At 68.1% G+C, this 18,107-nt stretch carries 20 protein-coding genes and 1 pseudogene; 14 read left to right on the top strand and 7 right to left on the bottom strand.

Translation table 11 applies throughout. The features are described 5' to 3' along the window. From AC1D2E_RS11095 to AC1D2E_RS11070, 6 genes and pseudogenes are all read left to right on the top strand, one after another. Nucleotides 1-1,236: RHS repeat-associated core domain-containing protein (locus AC1D2E_RS11095; RefSeq protein WP_478197454.1), on the top strand; the 1,236-nt coding region annotated here is incomplete at its 5' end. A 1-nt stretch (nt 1,237) separates the two neighbouring features. After that, on the top strand, nt 1,238-1,534 hold the full coding sequence (locus AC1D2E_RS11090; RefSeq protein WP_478197453.1) for a hypothetical protein: 297 nt from the start codon (nt 1,238-1,240) through the stop codon (nt 1,532-1,534). A 110-nt stretch (nt 1,535-1,644) separates the two neighbouring features. Next, entirely contained in the window at nt 1,645-2,181 is a 537-nt protein-coding gene (locus tag AC1D2E_RS11085; protein WP_478197452.1) for a hypothetical protein, read from the top strand. A 69-nt stretch (nt 2,182-2,250) separates the two neighbouring features. After that, on the top strand, nt 2,251-2,640 hold the full coding sequence (locus AC1D2E_RS11080; RefSeq protein ID WP_478197451.1) for a hypothetical protein: 390 nt from the start codon (nt 2,251-2,253) through the stop codon (nt 2,638-2,640). A gap of 84 nt (nt 2,641-2,724) precedes the next feature. Beyond that, nucleotides 2,725-2,907 (top strand): hypothetical protein, encoded by a 183-nt coding sequence (locus AC1D2E_RS11075; protein ID WP_478197450.1) that lies wholly within the window; start codon nt 2,725-2,727, stop codon nt 2,905-2,907. Nucleotides 2,908-3,056: 149 nt separating this feature from the next. After that, nucleotides 3,057-3,266, top strand: a pseudogene (locus AC1D2E_RS11070) (phospholipase); the annotation flags it as partial. Nucleotides 3,267-3,283: 17 nt separating this feature from the next. On the opposite strand, the gene AC1D2E_RS11065 reads toward AC1D2E_RS11070, so the two are convergent. Continuing rightward, nucleotides 3,284-3,808, bottom strand: a complete 525-nt coding sequence (locus tag AC1D2E_RS11065) for an Lrp/AsnC family transcriptional regulator (RefSeq protein WP_478197449.1) — start codon at nt 3,806-3,808, stop codon at nt 3,284-3,286. 119 nt (nt 3,809-3,927) lie between these two features. On the opposite strand from AC1D2E_RS11065, the gene AC1D2E_RS11060 reads away from it, so the two are divergent. From AC1D2E_RS11060 to AC1D2E_RS11050, 3 genes are read left to right on the top strand one after another with little or no spacing between them, the layout of a single operon-like run. After that, entirely contained in the window at nt 3,928-5,130 is a 1,203-nt protein-coding gene (locus AC1D2E_RS11060; protein WP_478197448.1) for a M20 aminoacylase family protein, read from the top strand. A 1-nt stretch (nt 5,131) separates the two neighbouring features. Then, on the top strand, nt 5,132-7,570 hold the full coding sequence (locus AC1D2E_RS11055; protein WP_478197447.1) for a diaminopropionate ammonia-lyase: 2,439 nt from the start codon (nt 5,132-5,134) through the stop codon (nt 7,568-7,570). Nucleotides 7,571-7,625: 55 nt separating this feature from the next. Then, nucleotides 7,626-7,847 carry a hypothetical protein gene (locus AC1D2E_RS11050; protein WP_478197446.1) on the top strand — a complete coding sequence of 74 codons (222 nt, stop codon included), beginning with the start codon at nt 7,626-7,628 and terminating at the stop codon, nt 7,845-7,847. A gap of 12 nt (nt 7,848-7,859) precedes the next feature. Here AC1D2E_RS11050 and AC1D2E_RS11045 read toward each other — a convergent pair whose 3' ends face one another. The 4 genes from AC1D2E_RS11045 to AC1D2E_RS11030 are packed head-to-tail and all read right to left on the bottom strand — an operon-like array spanning nt 7,860 to nt 11,095. Continuing rightward, entirely contained in the window at nt 7,860-8,195 is a 336-nt protein-coding gene (locus tag AC1D2E_RS11045; protein WP_478197457.1) for a nitrile hydratase accessory protein, read from the bottom strand. A gap of 26 nt (nt 8,196-8,221) precedes the next feature. After that, complete coding sequence (nthB, locus tag AC1D2E_RS11040; RefSeq protein WP_478197445.1) at nt 8,222-8,884, bottom strand: nitrile hydratase subunit beta; 663 nt, start codon at nt 8,882-8,884, stop codon at nt 8,222-8,224. Continuing rightward, nucleotides 8,881-9,504: a nitrile hydratase subunit alpha gene (gene nthA, locus AC1D2E_RS11035; protein ID WP_478197444.1), complete on the bottom strand. Its 624-nt coding sequence runs from the start codon at nt 9,502-9,504 to the stop codon at nt 8,881-8,883. The genes nthB and nthA overlap by 4 nt, the downstream gene beginning before the upstream one ends. 19 nt (nt 9,505-9,523) lie before the next feature. After that, nucleotides 9,524-11,095, bottom strand: coding sequence for a class I adenylate-forming enzyme family protein (locus AC1D2E_RS11030; protein ID WP_478197443.1), 1,572 nt, complete (start codon nt 11,093-11,095; stop codon nt 9,524-9,526). Between the two features lie 152 nt (nt 11,096-11,247). Between AC1D2E_RS11030 and AC1D2E_RS11025 the strand changes: the two genes are divergently transcribed. Then, on the top strand, nt 11,248-12,234 hold the full coding sequence (locus AC1D2E_RS11025) for a tripartite tricarboxylate transporter substrate binding protein (protein ID WP_478197442.1): 987 nt from the start codon (nt 11,248-11,250) through the stop codon (nt 12,232-12,234). 12 nt (nt 12,235-12,246) lie between these two features. Here AC1D2E_RS11025 and bla read toward each other — a convergent pair whose 3' ends face one another. Beyond that, nucleotides 12,247-13,116: a class A beta-lactamase gene (gene bla, locus AC1D2E_RS11020; protein ID WP_478197441.1), complete on the bottom strand. Its 870-nt coding sequence runs from the start codon at nt 13,114-13,116 to the stop codon at nt 12,247-12,249. A 95-nt stretch (nt 13,117-13,211) separates the two neighbouring features. On the opposite strand from bla, the gene AC1D2E_RS11015 reads away from it, so the two are divergent. Next, on the top strand, nt 13,212-14,099 hold the full coding sequence (locus AC1D2E_RS11015) for a LysR family transcriptional regulator (RefSeq protein ID WP_478197440.1): 888 nt from the start codon (nt 13,212-13,214) through the stop codon (nt 14,097-14,099). A gap of 4 nt (nt 14,100-14,103) precedes the next feature. Here the strand turns inward: AC1D2E_RS11015 and AC1D2E_RS11010 are convergent, their stop codons facing one another. After that, entirely contained in the window at nt 14,104-15,240 is a 1,137-nt protein-coding gene (locus tag AC1D2E_RS11010; protein WP_478197439.1) for an iron-containing alcohol dehydrogenase, read from the bottom strand. A gap of 115 nt (nt 15,241-15,355) precedes the next feature. Here AC1D2E_RS11010 and AC1D2E_RS11005 point away from each other — a divergent pair, with 115 nt between their 5' ends. The 3 genes from AC1D2E_RS11005 (at nt 15,356) to AC1D2E_RS10995 (ending at nt 18,102) form a co-directional block, all read left to right on the top strand. Next, entirely contained in the window at nt 15,356-16,291 is a 936-nt protein-coding gene (locus tag AC1D2E_RS11005; RefSeq protein WP_478197438.1) for an alpha/beta hydrolase, read from the top strand. Nucleotides 16,292-16,296: 5 nt separating this feature from the next. After that, nucleotides 16,297-17,166: a YbgC/FadM family acyl-CoA thioesterase gene (locus AC1D2E_RS11000; protein WP_478197437.1), complete on the top strand. Its 870-nt coding sequence runs from the start codon at nt 16,297-16,299 to the stop codon at nt 17,164-17,166. A gap of 204 nt (nt 17,167-17,370) precedes the next feature. Continuing rightward, nucleotides 17,371-18,102: an alpha/beta fold hydrolase gene (locus tag AC1D2E_RS10995; RefSeq protein ID WP_478197436.1), complete on the top strand. Its 732-nt coding sequence runs from the start codon at nt 17,371-17,373 to the stop codon at nt 18,100-18,102. Nucleotides 18,103-18,107: the final 5 nt, after the last annotated feature.

Raw genomic sequence — 18,107 nt, 5'->3', positions numbered from 1 at the left:
GCGCGCAACGGCCTGGGCCTGGAGAGCTTCGAGTTCGACCCTGCGGGCAACCTGCTGGGCGAGCCGCAGCGCGTGGCCGAGGACTTGGCGAAGGCGCAGGCCAAGGCACAGGAGTGGGGGTTGCTGCGCACCGTGCCCACGCCGACCTCCTCGCTGCTGGACAACCTGCTGCGCAAAGTTGGCGAAGCGAGCGTCACGCATGACGAGCGCGGCCAGTGGGTCCGAGTTGACCACCCGAGCGAACCCAGCCGGCTCTTCGAGTGGGATGGCTTCGGACGGCTGCGGCGCTTCGAGAACCTGCACGACTCCGAGATGCGCTACTTCTACGACCCGCTGGGTCGTCGCCTGGGCAAGTACAGCCAAGCGATCGTCTACCCGAACTCCAGCCACGGCTCGGGCTGGCGCGCTGCGGAACTCCATCGCATCAACACCGAGCGTGGCTACGGCATGACCACCTTCGGCTGGGATGGCGATGCCCTGGCCTGGGAGCGCAGCGCACGCACGTTGTTTCACTACCTGTATGAACCGGGAGCGAGCTTCGTGCCGATGGTGCAGTTGCGCCGCGAGGCGCAAGGGGATCAATGGGGGCCGCTGCGCAAGGCCTGGTACCAGTGCGATCACCTCGGAACACCGATGGAACTGACCGACGAGAAGGGAAAGATCGTCTGGGAAGGGGACTACAAGGCCTTCGGCCATGCGAAAGCGACGAGCTTCGATGGGTTCATGAACAACATCCGGTTCCAGGGGCAGTACTGGGATGAGGAGTCAGGGCTGCATTACAACCGGTATCGGTATTACGACCCGCAGGCGGGGAGGTACATCTCCAAAGATCCGATCGGATTGGAAGGCGGGGCCAATCAATTCGAGTATCCAGCAAATCCAACGAAAAAGATTGACCCACTGGGCCTGGACGAAACAATCTATTCACCGGGAGAAGGGAGGTCCTTCTCCGATGGCCCAAGGAATGGAAACTGGTGCGGTGGAAAATGGAGTGGAGGCAGGGCCGGAGGCGGCATTGGAACTGCCCCGCCAGTGGACAGCCTCGATGCGATTTGCAAAGAGCATGATCTCTGTTATGACCAAGGAACGTCAAAAACCGTCTGCGACTCCACATTGGTCCAAGAGTTGCGGGCACTGGATGATGACCCCAAAAAATGGTCTGCGCCACCGCGAGCTGGAACTGAATTTAGCTCAAAAGGCTATCGAAGGGCTGCAATTGCGATTTTCGATAAATAAAATGGCAATAAATAAATACTTTTTCTTGGCACTTTATGCGGTGGCTGCTGCGGCCACCATTTTCATTGGCAACCATTTGCTCKGTCTTGAAGATGTCTATTTTTTCCCAATCCTTTTTCTAATCGCGACGGTCGCCTTATTTTCTGGAATGGCGCTCATGATTGCCGCTCCAAATAATTTGCTCTTCAAGGCGTCAGTACTTTTAATTTTTTTTATTGGCCAAGCGCGAGCCCTTGAATTTGCCTTGCTGCTGGCCTACATGTCATTCGCAAGCCATTTCGGGAAGTTTGCCCCGTAACTGGCATCAACTTAGAAGGCCGCCTCCTTCGACTTCGCCCTGCTCTGTATGCACGCAAACGGGGCATTGCTTGAAAATTAGAAAATGAGCGCAATCAGCGGACAACAAGCATGACAAAACCGATTGACCAACCCAATGAGTGGAGAATTCTGTTGCTCAAGGTGTTGGAAAGATTGAAAAGAGACGGACAAACTCTCGAGCCCACCATTCGCCATGCCTCGATTGAAGAAGGCAAAGAATTAATTATCAATACGAGCGATATAAAGCCCGGCGATCCGCCCCAAATCACGGTGACGAGCATTGGCATCGTCGTGGCCGACCAGCAGGGCGTGGCCATCCACCGCCTCGACGGCAGCATCACGACTGCCAGTGGCGGCAATATCGAAACGACCAAGCCCGCCATCAGCCGCATCGAACTGCACGATCTCCGACTGGTGACGGGCCATGCAATCACGACCGTCCATGAGACCGTTTCCCACCACATTCAGTTTGTGGGCGGCGGCAGCTTCTCCTTCATGATGGACGGCAACGGAAAGGTCCTCGAAACCGTCAATCGGGACATCCACATTCGCAGCGACGGTGAAGGCGTGATCCGACTTCTCGGGACCGCGACTGGCGCAGACGACACCGGCCCCGACCGCGACTGACGCCGAGCGCCCCCAGCGGTCCCGATGCCGCTCGGGAAAGACAGCCGCAGTCTTCGAAAGAACGCTTCCATGACCACCCCCATCATCCAACTCAAACCCGAATACAAGCGCCTGCTCGAAGGCGGCACCTCGGCCATGACCATTGCCGACGCCGACATGGCCGGCAGCAGCTTCGCGGGCGTTTGGGAAAACCTCACCTTCACCGGCTGCGACTTCGCCGGCTCCAGGAACATCCAGCTCAGCGCGATGAGCAATTGCAGCTTCGTCAATTGCAGCTTCCTGGCGCCTGTGCACGACTTCGGCAAGATGACGAACGTCAGCTTCACGCAGTGCAAGTCGGCGGGCCGCTCGATCTTCGGCGGAGGCGATGGCAGCACGGGCGTGGTGTTCGAACAGTGCACGTTCTCAGGCGGCGCTGCCGCGCCTCAATCCTTCGAGGGCATCGGCTGCACGGGCTAGATCACGTTCCGGGGCTGCACCGGTCAGGGCGAAGTCCTCGTCTCGGGCACGCGGCTGACCGTGGAGAACTGCCAGTTCGGCAGCATGACCTTCGTCGTCGGACGGCCGCGCAAGCGTGGCGCTCCGCTGTCGGCCACCGTGCTGTTCGACGGCTGCCAGGGAACGGGCGTCTGGCGCATGGCCGATGGCCGCATGCAGGACAGCGACATTCGCAACAGCACCTTCGAGGAAATCATCTACGACGGCATGGAAGGCGGCAGCGAGTGACGAGCCAAGGCGCGATTTTCGGCCGCTCCTTGCGTATGCATGAGGGCACGGGCACGCCGCCCCTCGGCGCGGTGCCGACGACGCCTTAGTTGGGCGTGGGCGCATTCCCTGTCTGGGCCGGTGTCGGCGCGATCGTCGTGGGTGGGGTGCTGGTGGTGCTGGCGCCGGCCCCGGACTGGGTGCGGAGCCTGCCCGACGGCAAACTGCCGGATCGCAACGACTTCCTGCGCTATGGCAACGACCTGCAAGGGCGCATCAGGGCCTGGCGCACCGCAGCCGAGGCGTCACGGCGGCTGGCGGATGAATTCGCGCAATGGCTGGACGACGGGTGCAGCATGCGCGACGTGTTGGCACTCTAGGACATCTTCGAAGCACCTCACTGTCGGGCCGGTATCGGCAGCGACACGGGCGGCAGCGGCACGCGCGTCTCGAACTTCGAGCAGTTCATCGCGAACATGCTCTTGAAGTTGCGCACGTTGTGGTTGGAAGAGAAGACCTCGCGCGTAAAGGCGTGGTACTGCGCCATCGACTCGGCGTTGACGATGATGAGGAAGTCGAACTCGCCGGAAACCTCGTAGCAGGCCATCACGTCCTCTTCGGCGGCCATCCGCTGCTCGAACTGCTTCAGGAGCGCGGCATTCTGCTTGTCCAGCTCGACCGAGACGAACACCGTGAGCGGCCGGCCGACCCGTTGGCGGTCGACGATGGCGACCTGCTTGACCAGCACGCCCGACTCGCGCATCTGCGCGATCCGCCGCTGGCACGTGGCCGGCGATGTGCCCGCCTTGTCCGCCAAGGCGCGAAGGGGCAGCGACGCGTCGCGCTGGAGGAGGTCCAGCAACAGCGTGTCGAGGCCATCCAGGACGACCGGGAGACTGTTCTGGGCAGGTGTTCGAGACATTCGATCAGGCTTCTTGATCTTGATGAGACAAATACGTCACCATCTGCCGAATCGGTGGTGAAACGACCCGCCATATTGCACCAAGAATTCCATCCATCACTGGCAAGGAGATAGACGGGATGGGCGGCGCAACTGAATCACTGACCGAGGCAGGCCTGGAAGCAGGCTGGGTGCGTTGGCGCCATGACTTCCACCGTTTTCCCGAGACCGGGTTCAAGGAGCAGCGCACCTCGGACCGCGTGGCGCAGATCCTGGCCATGCTGGGCCTCGAGGTCCACCGGGGCATCGGCGGCACGGGGGTGGTCGCCAATCTCAGCGTCGGCTCCGGCGCGGGCGTGATCGGCCTGCGTGCGGACATGGACGCCCTGGCGATGGCGGAAGCCGCCGAAGACCGGCCGTACGCGTCGGCCAACCCGGACTGCATGCACGCCTGTGGGCACGACGGTCACATGGCGATGCTGCTGGGCGCCGCGCAGCTGCTGGCCAGCCGCCGGGACTTCGACGGCACGGTCCGCTTCGTCTTCCAGCCCGCGGAGGAGCACGGACGCGGCGCCGCCGCGATGCTGGCCGACGGCCTCCTTGAGCGTTTTCCCATGGACGAGATCTACGGCGCCCACAACATCCCCGGCATGCCGGCAGGACACATCGCGACCCGCGTGGGCGGGATCATGGCCAGCGAGGACAACTTCGTCATCCGGATCACCGGCCGTGGCGGACACGCGGCGCGGCCGCACATGGCCATCGACCCGCTGGTCATCGGCGCCGAGATCGTGCTGGCGCTGCAGACCATCGTGGCACGCTCGGTGAACCCACGGCATTCCGCCGTGCTGTCCTGCACCGAGTTCCTGACCGACGGCATCCGCAACGCGATTCCGACCGAGGTGGTCATCAAGGGTGACACCCGCAGCGACGTCCCGCAGGTGCAGGCACTGCTGGAGCAGCGGCTGCGAGAAGTCTGCGAGGGCATCTGCCGCGCACACGGCGCCCGCTGCGTCGTCGACTACACGCACGCGTTCGAGCCGACCGTGAACTGGCCCCAGTGCGTGCCGTTCGCCGTCCAGGCTGCCAGGCGCGTCGTGGGCGACGCCAACGTGGAGCCGGACGTGCCGCCGATGATGATCTCGGAAGATTTCGGCGGCTTCCTCAAAGCCATTCCGGGCGCCTTCGTCTTCATCGGCAACGGCGATGGCGACGGCCCCGGCGCCACCCCGCTGCACAACGCCAGGTACGACTTCAACGACCGCATCGTCCCGGTCGGCGCCCGCTACTTCGCCGAACTGGCCCGCGTTCGCCTTCCCCAACGTCCCGTTTCTACCTGCTGACATGCTCCTTGCCAACCACCACGCCAGCCGCCGCCGCTATGGCGCCGAGCTCCTGCAAATCCTGAGCCTGGCCGCCGGCCGCGAGAGCCGCGCTCGGCTGTCGACCTGGAGCCGGCTGGCCGCCCACCCCACGCCGGCCTGGTCGCTGCCGGGACTGGCCGCAGCGCTCAAGCTCGCATCGGTCACGGTCAAGGACGAGTCCAGGCGCTCCAGCCTCGGCAGCTTCAAGGCGCTGGGCGCACCCAACGCGCTCATCCGGTTGGTGATGCGCCGCTGGCCCGAGCGCAGTTGGACTGCCGAGGCGCTGTTCGCCGGCCGGCACGCGGCGGCGTTGCGCGACTTCGTCGTCGTCAGCGCCACCGACGGCAACCACGGCCGTGCCCTGGCGGCCGCGGCACAGAGCATCGGCTGCCGCTGCGTGATCGTCCTGCACGCCAAGGTCAGCGTGGAGCGCGAGGACGCGATTGCCGCGTTCGGCGCCGAGATCAGGCGCATCTCCGGCAACTACGACGCGTCTGTCGACGAGGCCGCGCGGCTGGCCCGGGCCAACGGCTGGGAGGTGGTGTCCGACACCTCTTACGAGGGCTACGAGGAAGTGCCGCGCGACGTCATGCAGGGCTATGGCGTCGTGGCCGAGGAACTGCTGGACACAGTGGCCGATGGCGCGGACTGCCCCTACACCCACGTCATTCTGCAGGGCGGGGTGGGTGGCCTGGCCGCGGGCATCGTGAGCCACTTCTGGGAACGCTACGGCGAGCAGCGCCCGCAAGTCATCGTGGTCGAGCCCGAGCAGGCCGACTGCCTCCTGCAGAGCGCGGTCCAGGGTCGGCCGGCGCAGGCCACCGGCAGCGTCGACTCGTTGATGGCGGGGCTGGCCTGCGGCGAGACTTCGCCCCTGGCCTGGCGTTTCCTGCAGCCGGCGGTGGACCTGTTCATGACCGTCTCCGATGCGCAGGCCGGCGAGGCGATGCGCGTGCTGGCCGAGGGCCGCTTCGGCGACATTCCGGTCGTGGCCGGCGAGTCCGGTGCGGCCGGCCTGGCGGCGCTGCAGGTCCTGGCGGGCAGCGCCGAAGGGCGGCGGGCCGCGGCCCTTGACGCCCGTTCGCGCGTGCTGCTGATCAACACCGAAGGGGCCACGGCGCCGGCGGTCTACGCCCAGCTGGTGGGCCGCGGCCACGAGGCCGTGCTGGAAGCCCAGCGGGCCTGGCAGGAGAATCATGTCATTGCGCAGGACGGGCTGATGCGCCGGATCGAGGCGCATGCCGCCATCGGCGCGATCGAAGGCGGCGGCGTCTGCCGCCTGGCGCTGACCGACGCCGACCAGCGAGGCCGGGACCAGCTGGTGAGCTGGATGAACGCGCTGGGCCTGGCCGTGCGGGTCGACCAGATCGGCAACATCTTCGGCGTCCGGCCAGGCAGGACGAACGCCGCACCGGTGATGACGGGATCGCACATCGACACCGTGGCCACCGGTGGCCGCTACGACGGCAACTACGGCGTGATGGCCGGCCTGGAGCTGGTCCGCTGGCTCAACGACCGGAACATCGTCACCCGGCGCCCGCTGGCAGTGGCCGCTTTCACCAACGAGGAAGGCGTGCGCTTCCAGCCCGACATGATGGGCTCGCTGGTCCATGCCGGCGGCTACCCGCTGGCGACCGCGCTGGACACGGTCGGCATCGACGGCAAGCGCCTCGGCGACGAACTGCAGCGGATCGGCTACGCGGGCGACCTGGCCTGCGGCGCCATCGTGCCCCATGCCTTCGTCGAACTCCACATCGAGCAGGGTCCGGTGATGGAAGCCGAGGGCGTCAGCGTGGCTGCGGTCGAAGACCTGCAGGGCATCTCGTGGCAGGCGTTCACCATCGTGGGCCAGTCCAACCACGCCGGCACGACGCCGATGCGCCTGCGGCGCGACGCGGGCTATTGCGCCGCAGCCATCGCCGTGTTCGTGCGCGAACTGGCGCAGCGCCTTGGCGGCAGCCAGGTCGCCACGGTGGGCGCCATCGACCTGCACCCGAAGCTCATCAACGTCATTCCCGGCCGGGCGACCGTCACGGTCGATCTGCGCAACACCGACGAAGGGACCCTGCAACGCGCCGAGCAGGAACTGGCCGAGTTCGTGCAGCGGCTCGCCGCCGAGCAGTCGGTGAGCGTCGAGACCCGCCGGCTGGTCCGCTTCGAGCCCGTGGTCTTCGACCGGCGGCTGGTACGGCTCATCGAGGCAGCCGCCACGGCGCGCGGCCATGCCACGCGGCGCATGAGCTCCGGCGCCGGCCACGACGCCCAGATGATGGCCCGCATCTGCCCGTCGGCGATGATCTTCGTGCCCAGCGTGGGCGGAATCAGCCACAACCCGCGCGAGCACACCGAGCCCTCGGATCTCGCACGCGGTGCGACAGTGCTGCTGGACGTGCTGCTGGCGTTGGCCGATGAGCAGTGATGCACGGCCGGGTTCGGCGCTACAGTCGAATCTTGCACCGTCGCACTGGACAACCATGACCCCATTCCGAATCCTCGGCCTGATCCTGATCTTCGCGGGCATCCTGTCGCTCGCCCTCGGCCATGTCAGCTTCACCAAGTCGACCCACCAGATCAAGATCGGACCGGTGGAGCTGGCGGTGAAGGAAAAACAGGACTTCGAGCTGCCGGTCTGGGCCGGCATCGGTGCGATCGTCGTCGGCGGCGTGCTGGTGGTGATGGGCGGGCGCAAGCGCTGAGGCCGCAAGGGCTCACTCGAAATCCTGCTCCCCCAGCGCGATCGCGCGCCCATGCGGCGTGCGGTCGGCGGCCCGGTTCCAGGCCTGCTGATAGCGTTCGAGTTCCGCCGTCGAACTCGCACCCTTTGCGGCCACCAGGGTCTCCAGCGCTGCGAGCCAATGGCGGTAGTAGGTGTCGCCGAGGTCGGCATCACCGGCCGCCCGGGCGGCGCCGATCTGCCGGGCCAGCGCATCGGCCCATTCGGGCCAGGTGAACAGGCCGCGCTGGTGCAGCGACACGGCCAGCGCGAAGGCGTGGGCCTCCCAGGGCTCGCGGAACACCGGCTCGGCGCCGTCGTCGCTCGGCATGCCGGGCAGCAGCCGGGGGATCGGGTTCACGCGGCAGGCTCCAGGTAGCTTTCCCAGGCGTCGACCGAGACACCGAGGCCGGCCTCGGCAGCGTCGCCCCACAACGCCRTGCCGTCGAAGACCACCGTGTAGAGCCATTGCGGCTGCTCGCCGAACCCCTGCGCATGCGCATCGGCGAAGACGTGCATGCCGTGCAGGTGCTCAATGGTGCCGACCTTGCCCTGCACGTAGCCCGGCAGGCGCGTGTGGTGATCGACGACGCCGGCGCGTGTGCGCACGCGCTGGCCGGGCGCGAAGCGCGCCGGTGCGGTCGCGGGGCGCTCGGTGGCGGTGCCCCGGGCCAGCGCGGCCGGCACGTCGGCTGCATGCAGCACACGCTTGACTGGCTGCGGTGGATGCAGCATCCGGCCCGCGGCCAGCTCGTCGGGCAGCAACTGCAGGCGCTCGGCCATCATCTTCTCGAGCGCCGCCAGCCAGATCTGGTAGTAGCTCAGCTGGGCATAGTCGGGCAGGGTCTCGCGCGCACTGCGGCTGGCATCGATGTTCCACGAGCCAGTGCCGCCCATTGCCAGGGTCAGGGCCAGCACGCGCGCCTCCCAGCGGGCGTGGAAGAGTTCGCCCTCGGGCTCGGGAACGATCGCTCCGGGCAGATCGCGGCCGCCGAGATCGGCATGAGAGACGTAGGTCATGGCGCGGCCTCCGGCGTGCGGGCCAGCCCGGTGCCGATCATCGAATCCCGCGTCACGAGATCGGCCAGGGCTTCCTCGCTCCACCCTGCGGTGCCGGCCGGGCGCTGCGGGATCACGAGGTAGCGCACCTCGGCGGTGGAGTCCCAGACCCGGATCGTCGTCGATGCGGGCAGCTTCACGTCGAATTCTGCCAGCACGCCGCGCGGATCCTTCACGGCCCGCGAGCGGTAGGGCGCGCTCTTGTACCAGGTCGGCGGCAGGCCCAGCACCGGCCAGGGATAGCAGCTGCACAAGGTGCACACGACCATGTGGTGCTGGGTGGCGGTGTTGGCGACCGCAACCATGTGCTCGCCCTGGCGTCCGCTGTAGCCGAGCGAGGCGATCGCCGCGGTGGCGTCCTTCAGCAGCCAGTCGCGGAAGGCCGGATCGACCCAGGCCCGGGCCACGACGCGGGCGCCGTTGCGCGGACCGATCCGGGTCTGGTAGGTGTCGATCAGGACGTCGAGCGCGGCCGGGTCGATGTAGCCCTTCTGCGTCAGCACGGTCTCGAGGGCGCGGACCCGCAGGTCCATCTCGCCGAGTTCGCTGTGGTCTTCGGAATGGTCGTGATCGTGTGCCATGCGCGCATGCTAGCGCGGCTCAGCGCTGGTACCAGTCCTTGTGCTGTCCGCGTATCAGGTGCTTCTGCAGTTTTCCCGTGCCGGTGCGCGGGAACTCGGGCACGAAGACGATCGCCTTCGGCGTCTTGAAGCCGGCCAGGCGGGCGGCGCAGTGCGCCATCAGTGCCGCCTCGTCGAGCGTCGATCCGGGCCGGCGAACGACGACGCCGGTGATCGCCTCGCCCCAATGCGGATGCGGCAGCCCGACCGCCGCGGCCTCCGCCACTTCGGGGTGTTCCATCAGGCAGCGCTCGACTTCGACCGAGGCGACGTTCTCGCCGCCGGTCTTGATCACGTCCTTGAAGCGATCCTCGAACCAGATCGCGCCGTCGTCGTCGATGTGCGCCACGTCGCCGCTGTGGAACCAGCCGTGGCGCAGGCAGGCGCGGCTCTCCTCGGGCATGTGGAGGTAGCCGTTCATGACCTGCGGGCCGCGGTAGACCAGCTCGCCGGTCCGGCCGCGCGGCAGCAGGCGGCCCTGTTCATCCATCACGGCCACGCGCGTCATCGCGGTGGCGGTGCCCCAGGTGGCCGACTTGCTCCACTGGTGCTCGGGCCGCTGCATGCAGGTCGCTGGCGTGAACTCGGTCTGGCCCGAGCCGAGCACCACGTCGGCATTCGGGAACATCGCGTGGATGGCCGCCAGCCGCTCCTGCGGCATCGGCGCCATCGCGTACATCGCGCGACGCATCGCCGGAAAACTCCGCCCCTGCAGCGCGGCGTGGCCGAGCAGCAGGCCGTACATCATCGGCAGCAGGACCATCAGGTGGACGCCTTCGGACTCGAGCAGCGTGGCCGCCTGCCGCGGCTCGAAGCCCTGGGTCAGCACCAGCGTCCCGCCGATGATCATCAGCGGCAGCACCGTACCGTTGAGCATCGCGCAATGGAACAGCGGCAAGGCGACGAGCGCGGTGTAGCCCGGCCCGCCGTGCAGCGACAGCGCGCCGGACAGTCCCGCCATCGTGACCGCGAGGTGGCTGGTCAGCACGCCCTTCGGTTTCGAGGTGGTGCCGCTGGTGTAGAGCAACTGCACGACGTCGCGGTCCCGGACCTCGACTTCGAGCGGCTCGCAGCTTCCGCTGGCCAGCAGGGCATCGAACGCGTCGCCGGTGTGGAAGCAATGCGCGAGCGAGGGAATTTCTTCGGCCAGCACGGTCCGGGCCGTGTCGTGCAGCGCGGCTTCGATGACCAGCACACGCGCCTCGGCATCGCGCAGGCACCAGGCGATCTCGGCGGGACGCAGCCCGAGGTTGACCGGCGCGCAGACCAGGCCGGCTCGGGCGCAGGCGAAGTAGGTCAGCAGCAGTTCGGTGCAATTGCGCGCCATGACGGCCACCACGTCCTGGTGCGCGAGCCCGAGGCCGAGCAGGGCGTGGCCGAGTCGGTCGACCTGGCGATCGAAGTCTGCGTATCGAAGCCGGCGCGGGCCATCGACGATGGCCACCTGGTCCGGATGGAGGTCGGCGCTGCGGGCGAGCACGTCGCCCACGCAGACCCGTTCGATGAGGTTGCGCTCGAGCGCGCTCGGCGAGGCGAACTCCTGTTCAAGCATTGCTTGTCTCCCTGTCTTTTGTGCCGCGACGATAGGGAGGCCGCTTCGCCGCGTCTTGCGTGAACTGGCTGCGCCCCGGGCTGGCGGGCAAACCCTGAGCCTCGGCCCGCCTGCCGCCTTTGAGAATGGTTCGAACATCCTGGAGAGCCTTCATGCCGCAAGCCCGCCTGTCCCGTCGCGTCTTCAACCTCTCGGCCGCAGCGGCGGCGGTCTCGGTCGCGGCGCCGTCGCTGGGCCAGCCGGCCTGGCCGAGCAAGCCGATCCGCATCGTCGTGCCGTACACACCAGGCGGTTTCACGGACCAGATGGCGCGCCTGATCCAGCCCGGCCTGCAGAGCCGTCTCGGACAGACCATCGTCATCGACAACAAGCCAGGCGCCAACAGCCTGATCGGCGTCGACGCGGTCGCCAAGGCAGCGCCCGACGGCAGCACCTTCGGCGTCGTGATCGCGGCCTATGCGGCCAACACGACGCTCTACCCCAAGCTGCCCTACGACCCGCGCAAGGACCTGGTCGGCGTCTCGCTGATGGGCGTCTCGCCGCTGCTCGCCGCGGTCAACAACGATGCCCCCTTCAAGACCGCGAAGGAACTGATCGACTATGCGCGCGCCAATCCCGGCAAGGTGAGCTTCGGCTCCTCGGGCAACGGCTCGGCGGCGCACCTCACGAGCGAATTGTGGAAGTCGCTCACCAAGACCTACATGATCCACATCCCGTACCGCGGCGCGGTGCCGGCACTGACCGACCTGATGGGCGGGCAGATCCAGCTTTTCTTCGATGCACCCACGGGGCTCATCAACCAGGGGAAGGCGGGCAAGGTGCGACTGATCGGCGTCGCCAGCGAGCGGCGGCTGCCGGTGCTGCCCGAGGTGCCGACCTTCATCGAGCAGGGCTTCCCCGGTTTCACCGGCAGCACCTGGGCCGGCATGCTGGCGCCCGCGGGCACGCCGCGCGAGATCGTCAAGCGCATGTCGGAGGAGGTGGCGCGCATCATCAAGAGCGACGAGACCAGGGCCAAGCTCGAGGCCATGGGCACCTTCCCGGCCGGCAGCACGCCCGAGGAATTCGATGCCTTCATCGCGGCCGAGACGGCCAAATGGGCCCAGGTCATCAAGACCGCCAACGTGAAGCCGGACTGAGCGTTCTGCTCGTCAAGCCGGCTGCGCGATCGCGGCGCCGACGGACGCCAGCGTCGCGTTGCGCGCCTCCATCGACGCGCTGCTCTGCGTCAGGTAAACGGTGACGAGGATCGGGGCCCGGCCCGGCGGACGCAGGATCGCGATGTCGTTGGCCGTGCCCTGGTCGCCCGACCCGGTCTTGTCGCCGACCGCCCAGTCGGCTGGCACACCGGCACGCAGTCGCTGGGCGCCGGTTTCGTTGGCGGCCAGCCAGCGCTCCATCTGCGCGCGCGACGAGGTCGACAAGGCATTGCCCAAGAGAATCTTGTGCATGTCGTCGAGCATGGCGCCGGGCATGGTCGTGTCGCGCGGGTCGCCGGGCCGGGCCTCATTGAGTTCGGTCTCGATGCGGTCCAGCCGCGTCTGCGCATCGCCGAGCGTGCGGGCGTAGCGCGTCAGGCTGGCCGGGCCGCCCAGGCTCGCGAGCATCAGGTTGCCGGCGGTGTTGTCGCTGCGCGTGATGGCCGCCCGGCACAGTTCGGCCACCGTCATGCCGGCGCCGCCGACGCGCTTCTCGGTCACGGGCGAATAGGCCACCAGGTCACCGGTGCCGAAGACCACGCGGCGCTCCAGGCGCTCCTGCTTCCGGTCGACCCGCGCCAGGATCGCCGCCGCGGCCAGGAACTTGAAGGTGCTGCACAGCGGGAAGCGCTCGGCGTCGCGATGGCCGGTGCGCGCGCCGCTGCCGGTGTCGAGCACCGCGACGCCGAGGCGGGCGCCGCTGGCTTTCTCGATCTCGGCCAGGCGGCTGGCCAGCGCGGCCTGGCCATCGGCGTGGGCAAGGGCGGAGGCGCCGGCCAGGGATGCCAGCAGGCCGGCCGAGAAGTGTCGTCGTCGAATCATTCGTTCTCCTGAAAAGTCGATGACTTTCGGCGATTCGCGAGGGCGGCACAAACGATGGTATTTTGCATATCTCACAAGAAAATCTACTGTCTTCGGTGACTCGTCCCCATCTTCCCCTGAACGCGCTGCGGGCCTTCGAATGCGCGGCACGCCACCAGAGCTTCACGCTGGCGGCGGCCGAACTGCATGTGACCCAGGCCGCGGTCAGCCAGCAGGTGCGCGGCCTCGAGGCGCGGCTCGGCGTCGCGCTGTTCCGCCGCCTGCCGCGCGGCTTGGCGCTGACCGACGAAGGCCTGGCGCTGCTGCCGGTGCTGGTCGACGCCTTCGGCCGCATCGAGTCCGTGATCCAGCAGTTCGACAACGGCCACTTCTTCGAGGTGTTGAGCGTCGGCGTCGTCGGCACCTTCGCGGTCGGCTGGCTGATGCCGAGGCTGCGGCTGTTCCGCGAGCGCTGCCCCTTTATCGACCTGCGTCTGATGACGCACAACAACGTGGTCGACCTGGCGGCCGAGGGGCTGGACTTCGCGATCCGCTTCGGCGACGGCAGCTGGCAGGGGCTGCAGGCCGATGCGTTGATGGCCGCGCCGCTCGCCGTGCTGTGCGCGCCCGCGGTCGCAACCCGCGTGCGCCGGCCGCAGGACCTGGCGCACGAGACCCTGCTGCGCTCGTACCGGGCCGAAGACTGGCCGGGCTGGTTCGCGGCCGCGGGGCTCGACTGTCCGGCGATTCGCGGCCCGGTGTTCGACTCCTCGCGGCTGATGGTCGAGGCGGCGGTGCAGGGCGCCGGCGTGGCGCTGGCGCCGCCCTCGATGTTCGAGCGCGAACTGCAGGAGGGCCGGCTCGTGCGGCCGCTGCCCATCGAGGTGATGACGGGCCGCTACTGGCTCACGCGCTTGCGGTCGCGGCCGGTCAGTCCGGCGATGGCGCTGTTCCGCAACTGGCTGCTGGCTGAAGCCGGCGCCGTGGCGCCGACCTCCGGCTGAGGGCCTACATCGACGCTTCGAGCATCTGCCGATAGTCGTCGCGGGTCGCGAGCCGCGGGTTGGTCTTGTGGCAGTGGTCGGCCATCGCGCCGTCGATCACGGCCTCGAAGACGGCCGGCGTGACCCCGACCTCGGCCAGGCCCTTGGGCAGGCCCAGGCGCGCGCTCATGTCGCGGATCGCGTCGCCGAGATCGCCGGCCGAATCGAGGTGCATGGCCTGCGCCATGCGCTGCAGGCGCTGCTCCTTCTGCACTGATTCGGCGCCGGCGTTGAAGTGGATCACGGCCGGCAGGAAGAGGGCGTTGAGGGTGCCGTGGTGCAGCCGCGGATCGATGCCGCCCAGGCTGTGGCTCAGCGAATGCACGCAGCCCAGTCCTTTCTGGAAGGCCATCGCACCCTGCATCGAGGCGCTCATGAGGTTGAGCCGGGCCTCGCGGTCGCTGCCGTCGCGGGTGGCGCGCTCGATGTGGGCCCAGGCGCGCTCCAGGCCGTCGAGGCCGATGCCGTCGGCCGGCGGGTTGAAGGCCGCCGACATGAAGGTCTCCATGCAGTGCGCGATGGCGTCCATGCCGGTGGCGGCGGTCAGCCGGGGCGGCAGGCCGAGCGTCAGCTCGGGGTCGCAGATGGCCGCCTTCGGCATCAGGAACCAGCTGTGGAAGCCGAGCTTGCGGTGGTCGTCGACGATCACGATGGCGCCGCGCGCCACCTCGCTGCCGGTGCCGCTGGTGGTCGGCACCGCGATCAGCGGCGCCACGCGCTCGGTGATCTTCGGCGAGCCGCCCTCGATGGTGGCGTARGTCKTGAGCGGGCCCTCGTGCGTGGCGGCGATCGCGACCCCCTTGGCGCAGTCGATGGCGGAGCCGCCGCCGACCGCGATCAGGCCGTCGCAGCGTGCCTCGCGGTACTGGGCCGCAGCCAGCCGCACCGCGGCCTCGGTCGGATTCGAGGGGGTCTGGTCGAACACCGCGGCCGGCAGGTCGCCGAGCGCGTCGAGCGCCTTCTGCAGGATGCCGGCGGCGCGAACGCCGGCGTCGGTCACGACCAGCGGCCGCGCGATGCCGATGCGCTGGCACTCGCTGCGCAGCAGCTGGATGGCGCCGAAGTCGAACTGGATCTGGGTCAGGTACTGGATGAGGGCCATGGGAGGGACGCCGGTGTGTCGGACGGTACGATGCGATCCTTCGAATCTAACAAGCACCGACGCCCTTGGACACGAAAGAAACCCTTGCGCTTGTCACCCGCAGTACAGACCGGCCATGGCAGCGCTGACCCCCAAGATGGCCGGCGTCATCGATCGCATGGCCCGCGCCCGACGGCCTGCGCTGCATGCGTTGACGCCGGACGAGGCCAAGGCCGCCTACGAAAAGGGGGCCGGCGTGCTCGAAGTCCCGAAGCCGCAGCTGGCGCGCGTCGAGGATCTCAGCGTACCGGCGCGCGACGGCCATGCGCTGCCGGTGCGCCTGTATGCGCCTTCGCGCGACCTGCTGCCCTTGCTGGTGTTCTTCCACGGCGGCGGCTTCACGGTCGGCAGCATCGCGACCCACGACACGCTGTGCCGCGTGCTGAGCGAGCGCAGCGGCTGCGCCGTGGTCTCGGTCGATTACCGGCTGGCGCCGGCGCACAAGTTCCCGACCGCCGCCAACGACGCCTGGGATGCGCTCGCCCAGATCGCGCGGAACGCCGCGCATTGGGGCCTCGACGGCAGCCGGATCGCGGTCGGCGGCGACAGCGCCGGCGGCACGCTGGCCGCGGTCTGCGCCATCCTGGCGCGCGACGCCGGGCTGCCGCTCGCGCTGCAGCTGCTGATCTATCCCGGCACCGCGGCCCACCAGGACACGGCCTCGCACCGCCGCTATGCCGAGGGCCCGCTGCTCGGCGAGGCGCTGATCAGCTGGTTCTTCAGCCTCTACGTGAACGCGAGCGCCGAGCGCGACGACTGGCGCTTCGCACCCCTGCACGCGGACGACGTCGAAGGCGTCGCCCCGGCCTGGATCGGCCTCGCGGAGATCGACCCCGTGGTCGACGAGGGCATCGCCTACGCCGACAAGCTGCGCGCCGCGGGCGTCGCGGTCGACCTTGAAATCTACCGCGGCGTGATCCATGAATTCGTCAAGATGGGCCGCGCCATTCCCGAGGCGCTGCAGGCCCATGCCGATGCCGCGCTGGCCCTCCGACAAGCCCTGCAACCCTGATCGCCATGACCGAACTCCACCGCAAATCCGACTTCCGCTTCTTCCACCGCCTGCGCGTGCGCTGGGCCGAGGTGGACATGCAGAAGATCGTCTTCAATGCCCACTACCTGATGTACTTCGACACCGCGATCGCCGACTACTGGCGTGCGATGGCGCTGCCCTACGAGGAGGCGATGCAGGCGCTCGAAGGCGATCTGTACGTGCGCAAGGCGACGATCGAGTTCAACGCCTCGGCGCGGGTCGACGACGTGATCGACGTCGGCATGAAGAGCGTGCGCGTGGGCAACTCCTCGATCGTGTTCCATGGCGGACTGTTCCGCGGCGAGGAGCTGCTGGTGAGCTGTGAACTGGTCTATGTGTTCGCCGACCCGGCGACGCAGACCTCGAAGCCGGTGCCGCCGCTGCTGCGCGAGATCCTCGCCGGCTACGAGGCCGGCGAGCCGATGCGCGAGGTCGCTACCGGCGACTGGGCGCAGTGGGGCGACGGCGCCGGCAAGCTGCGGCGCGAGGTCTTCATCGAGGAGCAGCGCATTCCCAAGGAACTGGAGTGGGACGCGCACGACGCGAACGCGCTGCACGCCGTGGCGCGCAACCGGCTGGGCCAGGTGATCGCGACCGGGCGCCTGGTGGCCGAGGCGCCGGGGCTGGCGCGCATCGGGCGCATGGCGGTGCATCGCGCGATGCGCGGTGGCGGCCATGGCGAAGCGGTGCTGCGCGCACTCGAGGCGGCGGCCGCGGCGCGTGGCGACAGCGAGGTGATGCTGCATGCACAGCGCAGCGCCGAGGCCTTCTACCGGCGGCTGGGCTACGCGCCGCACGGCGAGCCTTTCGACGAGGCCGGCATCACCCACATCGAGATGCGCAGAAAAATCTGACTCGCCCCCAGGTTGCCCGCACTTCGTGTCGGGCGCCCACCCCCTGCCGGGGGCAACACCAGCGGCCTGGCAAAGCCAGATCCGCGGTGTTTCCCGACCTGCAGCAGCCCCGGCAGCGCGGGCGAGTTCGCGCCGGGAATACCCGGTGGCACGCGGCATGGACGCCGCTCAAGATGGCCGCTCCCATTTTTCGGAGACACATCGATGGCCAACTTCGTTCTGGTTCATGGCGCCTGGCATGGCGGCTGGTGCTACAGGGAAACCGCGGCGGCGCTGCGGGCGGCAGGGCACACGGTGCTTACGCCGACCCACACGGGCGTCGGCGAGCGCTTTCACCAATCGGCCGAGAACATCACGCTCGAGACCCACATCCGCGATGTCTGCGGCTGCATCGAATGGGAAGAACTGAGCGACGTGATCCTGGTCGGCCATTCCTACGGCGGCATGGTGATCACCGGCGTCGCCGACCGCATGAGCGACAGGATCCGCTCGCTGGTGTACCTCGACGCCTTCCTGCCCGGGCATGGCGACTCGCTGATCGGACTGCTCTCGAAGGCGCTGGCGCCGGAGGTGGCCGCGCAGTTCATCGGCGCCTTCCGCGGCACCGCGCTGCAGGACCACAGCGGGCTGATGCAGCCCATTCCGGCCGAAATGTTCAACATCGCGCAAGCCAACCGCGAGCGGGTCGACCGCCTGTGCCGGCCGCAGGCGCTGGCGACTTTCGAGATGCCGCTGCTGCTGACCGGCGCAGGGGACAAGATCGCCAACCGGCTCTACATCCTGGCCGACGGCTGGGACCCGAGCCCGTTTCGCCACTTCGCGGCCAAGGCCGAGGGCACGGCCGGCTGGCGCGTCGTGAAGCTGCCGTCCAGCCACGATGTGATGGTCGACATGCCGAAGGAACTGGCTGCGGAGCTGCTCAAGCTGGTTGCCTGAGTCTT

The organism is Variovorax sp. P1_H2 (genome assembly GCF_056405295.1).
Note: the sequence above shows the minus strand (reverse complement) of the source record. Positions and strands in the feature narration are given on the sequence as shown.